This is a genomic window from Plantibacter sp. T3 (assembly GCF_902506515.1).
Classification (GTDB): Bacteria; Actinomycetota; Actinomycetes; order Actinomycetales; family Microbacteriaceae; genus Plantibacter; species Plantibacter auratus.
The window spans coordinates 1,839,982-1,851,845 of sequence record NZ_LR733286.1 but is presented as its reverse complement, the minus strand read 5'-3'; the positions used below and the strand labels follow the sequence as shown (position 1 = coordinate 1,851,845).

Sequence of the window (11,864 nt, the reverse complement as noted above, 5' to 3'; positions counted from 1 at the left end):
GCACGCGCATGGACTGGGGAAGCATTCTCTCGAACACGCTCGCTTGGGTCATCAGCCCGGAGACGATCGCGTACGCGCTCGCAGCACTCGGCTTGGCCGTGCACTTCGGCTACGGCGGTCTGTTGAACTTCGGTATGGCGGGGTTCATGGCGCTCGGCGCCTACGGCTACGCCATCTCGATCCTGAGCTTCAACCTCCCGTGGTGGGCGGGCATCATCGTCGGCTGTCTGGCCTCGGTGGTCTTCGCCTTCATCCTCGGCATCCCGACCCTGCGACTGCGGGCGGACTATCTGGCCATCGTCACCATCGCGGCGGCCGAGATCGTCCGACTCCTCTTCACCACGCAGGTCTTCGACGAGTTCACGAACTCGGCCGACGGACTCGGTAACTACCACGCAGGGTTCCGGGCCGCGAACCCGATCCCGGAGGGCATCTACGGCTTCGGCCCGTGGGAGCTCAACGCGAACCAGTGGTGGGTTCGGATCTTCGGCATCCTGCTGCTCGCCGTCGCCGCCCTCCTCGTGTTCCTCCTCATGCGCAGCCCGTGGGGCCGTGTGCTGAAGGGCATCCGCGAGGATGAGGACGCCGTGCGCGCCCTCGGCAAGAACGTGTTCGCCTACAAGATGCAGGCGCTCGTCGTCGGTGGTGTCTTCGGCGCACTCGGCGGGGTGGTGCTGGCACTCCCCTCCGCGGTCGTGCCGAGCGTGTACGTCACGAGTCTCACCTTCTTCATCTGGACGATCCTCCTCCTCGGTGGAGCCGCGACGGTCTTCGGGCCGCTGCTCGGCTCGGTGATCTTCTGGGTGATCATGGCGTTCCTCTCGAACGTCCTCCCGGCGCTCGTGAAGGCGGACGTCCTGCCGTTCATGAGCTCGACGCAGGCGTCGACGCTCCGCTACGTGCTGGTCGGTGTCGCGCTCATGCTGATCGTCATCTTCAGGCCGCAAGGCATCCTCGGAAACAAGAAGGAGCTGACCTTTGTCAAGTAACAGCTCACCCACCTCGCGACCGGTCAAGACCACCGGCCTCCACGTCGGCGAGATCGTCCCGGGCGTCAAGAAGGTCGACCCGATCCTCATCGCGGACCAGGTCACCCGGACCTTCGGCGGCCTGCAGGCGGTGAACGTGGAGCACCTGGAGGTGCCCCGCAACGCGATCACCGCCCTCATCGGCCCGAACGGTGCCGGTAAGACCACGCTGTTCAACCTGCTGACCGGCTTCGACAAGCCGAACACCGGGACGTGGAACTTCGACGGCAAGAGCCTCGGGGGCGTCCCGGCGTTCAAGGTCGCCCGCATGGGTCAGGTCCGGACCTTCCAGCTGACGAAGGCGCTCGGCCTGCTCACGGTGCTCGAGAACATGAAGCTCGGCGCGACCGGCCAGACCGGCGAGGGCATCTTCTCCAGCCTCGTGAAGCCGCTCTGGCGGAAGCAGGAGGAGGACCTCGAGGTCAAGGCGATGGACCTCCTGCGTCGCTTCAAGCTCGACACGAAGCGTGACGACTACGCGGCCAGCCTCTCCGGTGGGCAGCGGAAGCTCCTCGAGATGGCGCGGGCGCTCATGAGCGATCCGAAGCTCGTCATGCTCGACGAGCCGATGGCCGGCGTCAACCCGGCGCTCACGCAGTCCCTGCTCGACCACATCCTGGCGCTGAAGGACGAGGGCATGACCGTGCTGTTCGTCGAGCACGACATGCAGATGGTCCGGCACATCGCCGACTGGGTGGTCGTCATGGCCGAGGGTCGCGTCGTCGCCGAGGGCCCGCCCGACACCGTCATGGAGGATCCCGCCGTCATCGACGCCTACCTCGGGAGCCACCAGGACGTCGACCTCGGGGTCGTGACCGGCAGGATCGCCGGAGAGGACAGCGCTGCGGCCGAGGAGCTGCTCGCCGAGATCGAGGACGAACGGCTCGCGGCTGGTGCCGAGCCGGAGGAGGAGCGGAAATGAGCGACGTGAAGGGTGCGCCGGTCGGCGGCACTGCGGTCAAGACCGCCGAGATGGTCGTGGAGGTCACCGATCTGACCGCCGGGTACCTCCCCGGCGTGAACATCCTGAACAGTGCCAACCTGACCGCCCGGAAGGGCGAGCTCATCGGCATCATCGGACCGAACGGTGCGGGGAAGTCGACGCTGTTGAAGGCGATCTTCGGTCAGGTGAAGGTGCGCAGCGGACAGGTGCTGCTGAACGGCGAGGACATCACGGGGCTCCGGGCGAACAAGCTCGTGGCCCGCGGCGTCGGGTTCGTCCCGCAGACGAACAACGTGTTCCCGAGCCTCACCATCGAGGACAACCTCAAGATGGGGCTGTTCCAGAAGCCGAAGCAGTACAACGAACGCCTCGAGTTCGTCACCGGGATCTTCAGCGAACTCGGCAAGCGGCTCAAGCAGCGCGCCGGTTCACTGTCGGGTGGTGAGCGCCAGATGGTCGCGATGTCGCGGGCCCTCATGATGGATCCGCACGTGCTGCTTCTCGACGAGCCGTCCGCGGGATTGTCGCCGGTGCGCCAGGACGACGCGTTCATCCGGGTCTCGGACATCAACAAGGCCGGCGTCACCACGATCATGGTGGAGCAGAACGCACGTCGCTGTCTGCAGATCTGCGACCGCGGGTACGTGCTCGACCAGGGTCGTGACGCCTACACCGGGACGGGCCGCGAGCTCCTCTCGGATGACAAGGTGATCGGCCTCTACCTGGGCACGCTCGGCCAGGACGAGGACTGATCAGGGCGATCCCCACTCGCGGGTCGGCGGGTACTTCGGTACCCTCGAACATGCTCGTCCCGGCCGCGTGCCGAGCGACGGGCCAGAAGCCACCGGATCCCGACCGGTGAACGAACCACAACTCCTCCCTCCCCCGAGGGGCACCGTCGTACCAAGACGGCCTCCTGAGACGGGGACGGAGGAGTTGTGCATTCCCCCTCCTCCGCCTTTCGCCAGCGCGGTGCGCTGACGCGAGCGCGGTCCTGGCGCGTGAGCGCGGGTCTCCGGAGGCGCGCGCTCACGCGCTGGACCCGCGCTCACGCCGAATCCCCGCCCCCACGGCACAGCGACCCGCGCTGAGGCCGACGACCCGCGCTGGCGTCAGCGCACCGCGCTGGGCGCCGCTCCACCCTCGCTCCACCGGAGGCTGGCTGGGAGTAGTTCTCCACATCGCTTCCACGACACGAGGTGACGGCGGAGGCGAACGGGCACGGTGAGGCGATGGAATCCTTCGATCTCAACCTGCTCCTCCGCCCGAACGGACTCCTGCTCGTCCGCGACGCACGTCGGGTCGGTGCCGAGCGTCTGGTGAGCGCCGCCCACCGCGACGGCGACCTGGTGCGACTGCGGAAGGGCATCTACGTCCCTGAACCGATATGGAGTTCTCTGTCCCCCGATGACCGCTACCGGGTCCGGATCGATGCGGCGGCCGTCGCGCTCCGGAAGGACGCACTGTTCAGCCACTACTCGGCGGCGCGGTTGTGGGGACTCCCGATCGTGGGTCCGTGGCCTCCCGAGGTGCACACGCTGACGAGCGGTGATCGCGGAGGGCGTTCGGCACCCGGCATCATCCGTCACACGACGCAGGGCTCCGTCACGCGACGGATGCGGCACGGGCTCGCGGTCACGGACCCGGCACGGACCGTTGTCGATCTCGCTCGGATCGCCCGCCTCGAGGACGCCGTCGCCGTCGCCGACGCTGCCCTCCGGCTCAAGCTCACCGACGAGACGGCGCTCCGCTCGCTCGCACGAGACCTGCCGGGCCGTCGGGGAGGGCGCCAGGTGCGTTTTGCGATCGAGTTCGCGGACCCCCTCGCCGCGAACGGTGGTGAATCGAAGATGCGGGTCGTGATCGCGCAGCTCGGTTTCGCCCTGCCGGTGCTGCAGCAGGCCTTCTCCGACGCGGACGGACCGGTCGGTGTGGTCGATGCGGTCTGGCCGGACGAACGCATCATCCTCGAACTCGACGGCCGCCAGAAGTATGTACGGGAGGAGTTCACGCAAGGACGGGATGTGGCCGACATCGTCCTGGCGGAGAAGCATCGGGAGGATCGGCTGCGCGCGCTCGGCTACACGGTCGTCCGCGCCACCTGGGAGGACCTCGTCCATTCGAGCCGGCTCGCCGCGAAGCTCGAGCGCGCGGGACTGCAACGCGCGTTCCGTTGACTCGGGCGCCCAACTGGTCGCTGTCAGCGCGGTGCGCCGACGTGACCGCACCGCACCCTCCGTCAGCGCGGTGCGCCGGCAGGCGCCCCTCCGTCGCCAGCGCGGTGCGTCGGCGTGAGCGCGCCCCGCTGTGCCGCATGGGCTCTGAATCGGCGTGAGCGCGCCGCAGGCGCGTGGGCGCGGGTCTCTGGAGACCCGCGCTCACGCGCTGGACCCGCGCTCGCGTCAGCGCACCGCGCTGGCGCCACCACACACGGCACACCACACGCGGGGTGCATCGGACGGCCGGACACGACGAAGGCCCCGGATCACTCCGGGGCCTCGTCAGTCGCGTGGGCGATTAGTTGGTGCGGGTGTACTTGTTGTCGTCACCGTACTGGTAGATACCGATGGTCGCCTCGGTCGGGTCACCGTTCTCGTCGAACGTGATCGGACCGGAGTTGCCGTCGTAGTCGATCTTCTTGCCGTCGGCGATGGCCTTCGCACCCTCTTCGAAGGTGGTCACCTTCTCGCCCTTGTCCTTACCACCGGACACGGACTGGAGCTGGGCCGCCATGTCGGCACCCTCGGTCGAACCGGCCTGCAGCGCCGCGAGGGCGAGCAGGATGACGGCGTCGTAGGATTCAGCCGCGTAGCTGTAGTCCTTCAGCGGCTCGCCACCCTCGTCCTTCACGAACGCCTGGAGGCGGTCGGTGAAGTCACCGAGCTTCGCGGTGTCGAGACCGGGCAGCGTGCCCTTGGCGCCCGTCAGGGTGCCCGGAGCGAAGTCCGCGCTGTAGTCGGCGAGGTTGCCGTCGACGAAGTAGAGCTTGTCCGACGGGAAGCCTGCGAGACCGGGGACGATCGTCTTGGTCTCCTCGAACGCGATGATCGCGATCGCGTCGGGGTTCTCCGCCTTGACCGCGCTGATCTGCGCGTCGAACGAGGTGTCACCGGTGTTGTACGATTGCTCGGCGACCACTTCACCGCCGGCGCTCTCGAACGCCTCCTTGGTGAACTTCGCGAGACCGGTGCCGTAGGAGTCGTTCAGGTAGATGATGCCGAGGGTGGCGTTGCCGTCCTCCGCGATCAGGTTCCCGAGGACCTCGCCCTGCAGCACGTCGGACGGCGCCGTCCGCCAGTAGAGACCGTTGTCGTCCCACGTCGTGAAGTCCGCGGAGGTGTTCGCCGGGGAGAACTGGATGACGCCTGCGCCGGTGACTTCGTCGATGAAGAGCTTCGACACACCCGAGGACGCTGCACCGATGATGGCCGTGACACCCTCGGAGAGCAGACGGGGGACCTCGGTCGCGTACGCCTTGTTGTCGGAGTCACCCGAGTCGCCGAGCGTCAGGTCGATCTTGATGCCGAGGTCGGCGTCGTTGACCTCCTTGACCGCGAGACCGACACCGGCCTCCTCGGGCGGGCCGAGGAACGCGAGGTTACCGGTCTGCGGCAACGCCGTGCCGAGCTTCAGGGTCAGGTCGCCAGCAGGCTTGCTGCTGCTGCCGCTGTCGCCGCTACCACTTGAGGCGCAACCGCTCAGAACCAGCGCGCTGGCTCCGATCAGTGCGATACCACCGAGAACGATGGAACGTGGGCGGGAGCGAGCGGCCGTGGCCTTCGAAAAGACGCTCATGGTACTCCTTGCTTGTCAGAAGAGTGGCAGCTCCAGGGGCTGCCGTTGAGTCAAGTTATCCGCTGCACGTGCGCTGGACAATGTCGTTGACGTTACAAGCGTGTAACACGACCAAATCGTTACCTCAGGAGCGCCAGTTTCGCGCTTTTCCTGCAGTGGTCGCGCGATCAGCGCTGGAATCCGCTGTTCAGACCCTCGTCGAGCGGCGCCGTTCGGCGCCGGCGGCCCGACGACCCCGGGTGGAGGCGACGAGCATGTCGACGGTGAGGATCGCGAGCGCCAGCCACACGAGACCGAAGCCCAACCAGCGCTCCGGCGGCATCGCCTCGTGCAGGACCGCGACACCGACGACGAACTGGATGATCGGTGCGAAGTACTGGATGAAACCCATCCAGGTGAGCGGGAGGCGGCGGGCCGCCGCCGCGAACAGCAGGAGCGGGACGGCGGTGATGACGCCGGCGCCGACGAGCAGCAGAGCGTGCCCGACGCCCGCGGTGCCGATGGTCAGCCCACCGGTCACGCCGACCGCGATGAGCTGGGCGATCGCGACCGGCATCAGCCACACGGTCTCGAGCGTCAACCCGGACACGGCGTCGACCGAGCCGCCCACCAGTTTCTTGATGTAGCCGTAGAGGCCGAACGAGAAGGCCAGGATGAGGGCGATCCAGGGGACGCTGCCGTGTCCGATCGCGAGGACCAGGACCGCGATCACGCTCACGACCACCGCAGCCCATTGGGCTGGACGCAGCCGCTCGCGAAGGAAGAAGACGCCGAGGAAGACGGTCACGATCGGGTTGATGAAGTACCCGAGCGACGCCTCGACCACTTGGCCGTTGAGCGCACCGTAGACGTACGTCTGCCAGTTGACGTAGATGAGCGCCCCGGCGAGACCCATCGTCAGGACGATGCGACGCTGGCGGAGGATGCCGAACAGCCGACGCCAGGAACGGGTCGCCAGGATGAGGACGGCACAGAAGACGAGGGAGAACAGGATCCGCCACGCCACCACCTCGAAGGCGCCGGCCGGTGCGAGGGCGATGAAGTAGAGCGGGAGCGCTCCCCACAGGCAGTAGGCGGCGACCGCCGAGAGCAGTCCGGACCGGCTCCCCTGCTGGGGCACGGCGACGCTCGCACGTCGATCCCCTCCCCCGTCGACGGTGACGGGGTGGATGTCGACGTCGGCTGGATCGCTGGGGTTCTGCACTGGTCCAGGCTAGACCCGCGACTCCCCGCGACACCCTCCGGAAACGGACACAGCCCGAACGGCGAATGCCATTCGGGCTGTTGAGCGGCCTGAGCCGCCGGATCCGTGCGCTGGTGACTAGCGGACGACGACTGCGAGGACGTCGCGCGCGGACAGGACGAGGTAGTCCTCACCGGCGTACTTGACCTCGGTGCCACCGTACTTTGAGTAGATCACCTTGTCGCCGACGGCGACGTCGAGCGGGACGCGGTTGCCGTTGTCGTCGATGCGACCGGGTCCGACCGCCACGACCTCGCCCTCCTGGGGCTTCTCCTTGGCGGTGTCGGGGATGACCAGACCGGAAGCGGTGGTCTGCTCTGCCTCGACCTGCTTGATGACGATGCGATCCTCGAGCGGCTTGATGGAGACCGACACGGTTGACCTCTTTCTTGAAACGAAGACGTGGTTAGCACTCACACTGCGAGAGTGCTGATTCCAGTGTAGGCATGTTCTGGCACTCATGCAATGCGAGTGCCAATCAGCGACTGCTACCGTTGCCGGATGCATCCAGCTCCGCCCGAGGCCCGCTGACCATGGACCGTTCGGAACTCGTCGAACTCCTCACGGCCGACGGCCTCAGGCTCCTCGACTCCCTCCCCCCTTACCCGACGAAGGACGAGGCCGTCCGCCTGGTCGGGCGCCTGCGCAAGGAGGGCCACTCCCCCGAGCTGGTCGCGGCGGTCCTCACGCAGTCGCGATTGAGGCAGAAGGCTGTCGGCAAGTTCGGACCGTTCGCCGGCCGCATGCTGTTCACCGAGGCCGGGCTCGAACAGGCCACGCGCCTTCCCGTCGCCGCGCTGCACGCCGGGCGGTTCGCCCGGGCCGGCCTCACGCGCATCGCCGACCTCGGCAGCGGCATCGGCGCCGACTCGATGGCCATGGCCTCGCTCGACCTGGAGGTCACGGCGGTCGACATCGACGAGGTCACCGCGGCCATCGCCAGTTACAACCTCGCTCCGTTCCCCACGGCGACCGTGCGGAACGCCGCCGCCGAGGACGTCTCCCTCGACGACTTCGACGCGGTCTGGTTCGATCCCGCGCGGCGAACCGCAGGACACGCCGACACCGCGCGCCTGTCGAGTGCCGCCGACTACACCCCGTCCCTCGACCTGGTCTTCGGTGCGGCGGCCCGCCTTCCCACAGGCGTCAAGCTCGGGCCCGGATTCGACCGCTCCCTCATCCCCGACGACGCCGAGGCGCAGTGGGTGTCGGTCGACGGACAGCTCGTCGAGATGGCGCTCTGGTTCGGCCCGCTGGCCCGTCCGGATGTCCGACGGTCCGCGCTCCTCCTCGCGGACGGCGTCCACCACGAGTTGCACGCCGAGGCCGACGCCGACGACGCCCCGGTGCGGGAGCTCGGCGACTACGTGCACGAACCCGACGGATCTGTGATCCGGGCCCGACTCATCGGCGACCTCGCCATCCGGTTGGAGGCCGGCATGCTCGGCCAGGGCATCGCCTACCTGACCTCCGACACGGCGACGAGCTCGCCGTTCGCCACGACCTTCCGGGTGCTCGAACGGCTGCCGATGGACGAGAAGGTCCTCAAGCGCACGATGCGTGATCGCGGGATCGGTGTCCTCGAGATCAAGAAACGCGGCGTCGACGTCGACCCCGCGGCGTTCCGGAAGCGCCTCGCGCTGAAGGGCGACGGCTCGGCCACGATCATCCTCACGAGGATCGCCGGCAAACACAGTGCGCTGCTCGTCGAACGGGTGACGCCGGCCGCCGACGCCTGACCCGACGGCGTCCGTCGGGCCGCAGCGCCCCGAGGAGCATCAGGTCGAGACGTACCCGATGATCACGACGACGCTGTAGGCGAGCCAGCCGACCGAGCAGGCGAGGCCGACGAACCCGGTCACGAGGCCGGTGAGGGCGCGACCTCGGCCCCGCGGCTCGCGACGCCTGGCCCCGAACCCGAGCACGATCGCGGCGATCGACAGGGGGAAGCCCCAACCGACGAAGACGGAGACGACGAGCCCGACGACACCGGTGATGAGCGACCAGGTGCTCCGCGAGGTCCCGGTCGACGCGGCAGGGGTCTGCGTCTGCGACTGCTGGTACGCGGCGTAGCCACCCTGGCTCGGTGCCTGGTAGACCGCCGTCGGCACCGTCTGGAGATAGGTCGCGTGATCGCCCTGCCAACCCGCCGGAGGCGCCGAGGGGGACGCCCCCTGCTGGGCAGGGTGCGTCGGCGGCGCGACGGGCGCGTCCGAGCCGCGCTGCCCGTCCGTGGGCGGCGGGGAGGCCTGGCCCTGAGGCTGGTACGGCTGCTGGGGCTGAGGCTGGTACCGCTGCTGCTGGGGCTGAGGCTGAGGCTGGTACGGCTGCTGCTGGGCCTGCGGCGCGACGCCGGCCTGCTGAGAGCGCTGTGGCGGCTGGTACGGCGACCAGGGCTGCTGGGCCTGGGGCTGGGGCTGCTGCCCCCACGGCTGCTGCGGCTGCCCGTTCGGCTGCTCGGCCTGCGGCGGGCGTGACTGCCCGTCCGCCGCACCGTCCTGGTGCTGAGGTCGTCCGTCGGGGTGCTCGTGCTGATCCATCGCCGCTCCTTCGATCCGTGACCGGGTACCGGCCCATCCTATGCGCCGACGTCCGCGCACCCGGTCGAGGGCAGGACACGGCTGGTCGAGCGGTCAGTGCACCTGGATATCGGTGACCGGCAGGGTCGAGTCGGCGCCGAAAACGAGCGAGGACGGCTCGTGTCCGGCGGAGATGAGCTGCGCGGCGAGCGCGGCGATCATCGCGCCGTTGTCGGTGCACAGCTGCAACGGCGGGATGCGGAGTTCGATCCCGGCCGAGGCGGTGCGTTCGGCGGCCACCTCGCGGAGCCGCGCGTTCGCGATGACGCCACCCCCCAGCAGCAGGCGGGGCACGCCGAGCTCGGTGCACGCCTTGACCGCCTTCGAGACGAGCACGTCGACGACGGCCTCGCGGAAGCTGGCGGCGACGTCCGCGACAGGAACCGGCTCCCCAGCATCCTGCTTCGCCTCGACCCAGCGTGCCACGGCCGTCTTCAAGCCGGAGAAGGAGAAGTCGTAGCGATGCCGCTCCATGTCCTTCGGCAGACTGAGTCCACGGGGGAACCGGATCGCCTTCGGGTCGCCGCCGACGGCCGCCCGGTCGATCTGCGGCCCGCCCGGGTAGGGCAGACCCAGGATGCGCGCGACCTTGTCGAAGGCCTCGCCCGCCGCGTCGTCGATTGTCTCGCCGAGCAGTTCGACATCCGACACGAGGTCCCGTACGAGGAGCAGCGAGGTGTGCCCACCGGACACGAGCAGGGCGATCGTCGGGTACTCGATCGTCCCGTCTTCGGAGTCGAGGACGTCCGCGCCGACGTGACCGACGAGGTGGTTCACGGCGTACAGCGGTTTGCCGAGGGACACGGCGAGCGCCTTCGCTGCGCCGACGCCGACCATGAGCGCGCCGGACAGGCCGGGGCCACTCGTCACCGCGACGGCGTCGAGGTCGGCCAGGGCGATGCCGGCCTCGGCGAGCGCCGCCGTGAGCGTGGGCTCGAGGGCCTCGAGGTGGGCGCGTGCGGCGACCTCCGGGACGACGCCGCCGTACCGTGCGTGCTCGTCCATGCTCGAGGCGATGGTGTTCGCCAGCAGGTGGTGTCCGCGGACGATGCCGATCCCGGTCTCGTCGCAGCTCGTCTCGATGCCGAGGACGAGCGGTTCTGCACGGTTCACGCGATGCTCCCGGGGTGCTGGTCGGTCTGGTCGAGCGGGGACTGCCCGTGGGCGGGCATGGGTGGCCTCGGCTGGACCGTGAGTCGCATGACGATGGCGTCGACGTCGTCCGGCTGGTAGTAGCCGGGGCGGACGCCGAGTTCCTCGAAGCCGAGGCTCCGGTACAGTGCGATCGCCACGGGGTTGTCGGCCCTGACCTCAAGGAACACCTGGGCGACGTCCTGCTGCCGGGCCTGCTCGATGAGCGCCTGCATGAGGAGTCGTCCGAGCCCTCGTCCTCTGGCGTGCGCGGCGACGGCGATGGTCTGGATGTCGGCGTCGTCGGACCGGGACGGTGCGAAGAGACCGCCGTAGCCGGCGAGTGTCGCGTCGTCGGCGTCGACCTCCGTCGCGACGAGGTAGTACCCGTGCGGCGACGACAGTTCGGCGCGCATCATGTCCGCCGACCACGCGTCGTTCACGAAGACGGTGTGCTCGAGCTCCATGATGGCGTCGAGGTCGGCGACACCGGCGCGGCGCAGCGACCAGCTCACGCCGTCACCCGCTTGGCGCCCGCTGACATCGTGACGTCGGGCGAGCGGAGGTACAACGGCTCCTCCCCCGCGAACGCGCCGTCGGTGGCGAGGAGTGCGGCGGCGACCTGTCCCACTGCACCGGCGGGGACGACCAGCGCGTCGAGGCGCACGGACTCGGAGGTCGGCAGCTCGTCGGGTTTCGCGAGGGCCGGGCCCTGCACGCGGACCGGGAGGCCGGCTGCGTCGAGTCCGGCGTAGCTCGTCCAGTAGCGTTCGCGACGGCGGGCGTCGGTGACCACGAGGAGCGTGGCGTCGGGTGCGGCGGAACCGGAACGGTAGGCGTCGAGCGCGATCGCATCGTGGCTCACCACGGGGTGCACCGGCAGGCCTGCGCCGATCCCGAAGCTGCGGGCCGCGGCGATCCCGATCCGGAGTCCGGTGAACGGCCCTGGTCCCATACCCGCGACCAGCCCGGTGAGGGCGGTGACCTCGATACCGGCGTCGTCGAGACATCCGGCGATGAGCGTCCCGATGACCTCGGCGTGCCGCATCGGGTCGTCGGAGGACCGTTCGGCCAACACCTCGCCACCCAGGGTGACGACGGCGACGCTCGAACCCGCGGATGTATCGATCGCCAACAGCACGTCG

The 11,864-nt window shown here is 68.9% G+C and carries 12 protein-coding genes; 5 read left to right on the top strand and 7 right to left on the bottom strand.

What is annotated here, in order from left to right:
- Positions 1 to 8 precede the first annotated feature (8 nt).
- The 4 genes from GV015_RS08925 to GV015_RS08910 all read left to right on the top strand — a co-directional run bounded on the left by GV015_RS08925 (position 9) and on the right by GV015_RS08910 (position 4,148).
- Positions 9 to 989: a branched-chain amino acid ABC transporter permease gene (locus GV015_RS08925; RefSeq protein ID WP_124768833.1), complete on the top strand. Its 981-nt coding sequence runs from the start codon at positions 9 to 11 to the stop codon at positions 987 to 989.
- Positions 979 to 1,950, top strand: a complete 972-nt coding sequence (locus GV015_RS08920; protein WP_064296668.1) for an ABC transporter ATP-binding protein — start codon at positions 979 to 981, stop codon at positions 1,948 to 1,950. Before GV015_RS08925 ends, GV015_RS08920 begins: the two co-directional genes overlap by 11 nt.
- Positions 1,947 to 2,723: an ABC transporter ATP-binding protein gene (locus tag GV015_RS08915; protein WP_064296669.1), complete on the top strand. Its 777-nt coding sequence runs from the start codon at positions 1,947 to 1,949 to the stop codon at positions 2,721 to 2,723. The genes GV015_RS08920 and GV015_RS08915 overlap by 4 nt, the downstream gene beginning before the upstream one ends.
- A 480-nt stretch (positions 2,724 to 3,203) precedes the next feature.
- On the top strand, positions 3,204 to 4,148 hold the full coding sequence (locus GV015_RS08910) for a hypothetical protein (protein WP_124768832.1): 945 nt from the start codon (positions 3,204 to 3,206) through the stop codon (positions 4,146 to 4,148).
- Between the two features lie 340 nt (positions 4,149 to 4,488).
- Here the strand turns inward: GV015_RS08910 and GV015_RS08905 are convergent, their stop codons facing one another.
- The 3 genes from GV015_RS08905 to groES form a co-directional block, all read right to left on the bottom strand.
- The gene (locus tag GV015_RS08905; RefSeq protein ID WP_079705276.1) at positions 4,489 to 5,766 is read right to left on the bottom strand and encodes an ABC transporter substrate-binding protein; all 1,278 of its coding nucleotides are present in this window, start codon (positions 5,764 to 5,766) and stop codon (positions 4,489 to 4,491) included.
- A gap of 187 nt (positions 5,767 to 5,953) precedes the next feature.
- The gene (gene rarD / locus GV015_RS08900) at positions 5,954 to 6,886 is read right to left on the bottom strand and encodes an EamA family transporter RarD (protein ID WP_159880203.1); all 933 of its coding nucleotides are present in this window, start codon (positions 6,884 to 6,886) and stop codon (positions 5,954 to 5,956) included.
- Between the two features lie 201 nt (positions 6,887 to 7,087).
- Positions 7,088 to 7,384, bottom strand: a complete 297-nt coding sequence (gene groES / locus GV015_RS08895) for a co-chaperone GroES (protein ID WP_056008047.1) — start codon at positions 7,382 to 7,384, stop codon at positions 7,088 to 7,090.
- 158 nt (positions 7,385 to 7,542) lie between these two features.
- Between groES and GV015_RS08890 the strand changes: the two genes are divergently transcribed.
- A complete protein-coding gene (locus tag GV015_RS08890; RefSeq protein ID WP_159877980.1) occupies positions 7,543 to 8,748 on the top strand; it encodes a class I SAM-dependent methyltransferase in 1,206 nt (401 codons plus the stop codon).
- Between the two features lie 39 nt (positions 8,749 to 8,787).
- Here the strand turns inward: GV015_RS08890 and GV015_RS08885 are convergent, their stop codons facing one another.
- The 4 genes from GV015_RS08885 to tsaB form a co-directional block, all read right to left on the bottom strand.
- Positions 8,788 to 9,549 carry a DUF4190 domain-containing protein gene (locus GV015_RS08885; RefSeq protein WP_159877978.1) on the bottom strand — a complete coding sequence of 254 codons (762 nt, stop codon included), beginning with the start codon at positions 9,547 to 9,549 and terminating at the stop codon, positions 8,788 to 8,790.
- Between the two features lie 93 nt (positions 9,550 to 9,642).
- Positions 9,643 to 10,701, bottom strand: a complete 1,059-nt coding sequence (tsaD, locus tag GV015_RS08880; protein WP_159877976.1) for a tRNA (adenosine(37)-N6)-threonylcarbamoyltransferase complex transferase subunit TsaD — start codon at positions 10,699 to 10,701, stop codon at positions 9,643 to 9,645.
- Positions 10,698 to 11,234, bottom strand: coding sequence for a ribosomal protein S18-alanine N-acetyltransferase (rimI, locus tag GV015_RS08875; protein WP_236555387.1), 537 nt, complete (start codon positions 11,232 to 11,234; stop codon positions 10,698 to 10,700). The genes tsaD and rimI overlap by 4 nt, the downstream gene beginning before the upstream one ends.
- Positions 11,231 to 11,860: a tRNA (adenosine(37)-N6)-threonylcarbamoyltransferase complex dimerization subunit type 1 TsaB gene (gene tsaB / locus GV015_RS08870; RefSeq protein WP_159877974.1), complete on the bottom strand. Its 630-nt coding sequence runs from the start codon at positions 11,858 to 11,860 to the stop codon at positions 11,231 to 11,233. Before tsaB ends, rimI begins: the two co-directional genes overlap by 4 nt.
- Positions 11,861 to 11,864: the final 4 nt, after the last annotated feature.

Coding starts and splice junctions, on each gene's coding strand:
- GV015_RS08925 (WP_124768833.1), top strand. CDS start 9: ATGGACTGGGGAAGCATTCTCTCGAACACGCTCGCTTGGGTCATCAGC.
- GV015_RS08915 (WP_064296669.1), top strand. CDS start 1,947: ATGAGCGACGTGAAGGGTGCGCCGGTCGGCGGCACTGCGGTCAAGACC.
- GV015_RS08910 (WP_124768832.1), top strand. CDS start 3,204: ATGGAATCCTTCGATCTCAACCTGCTCCTCCGCCCGAACGGACTCCTG.
- GV015_RS08905 (WP_079705276.1), bottom strand. CDS start 5,766: ATGAGCGTCTTTTCGAAGGCCACGGCCGCTCGCTCCCGCCCACGTTCC.
- GV015_RS08890 (WP_159877980.1), top strand. CDS start 7,543: ATGGACCGTTCGGAACTCGTCGAACTCCTCACGGCCGACGGCCTCAGG.
- GV015_RS08885 (WP_159877978.1), bottom strand. CDS start 9,549: ATGGATCAGCACGAGCACCCCGACGGACGACCTCAGCACCAGGACGGT.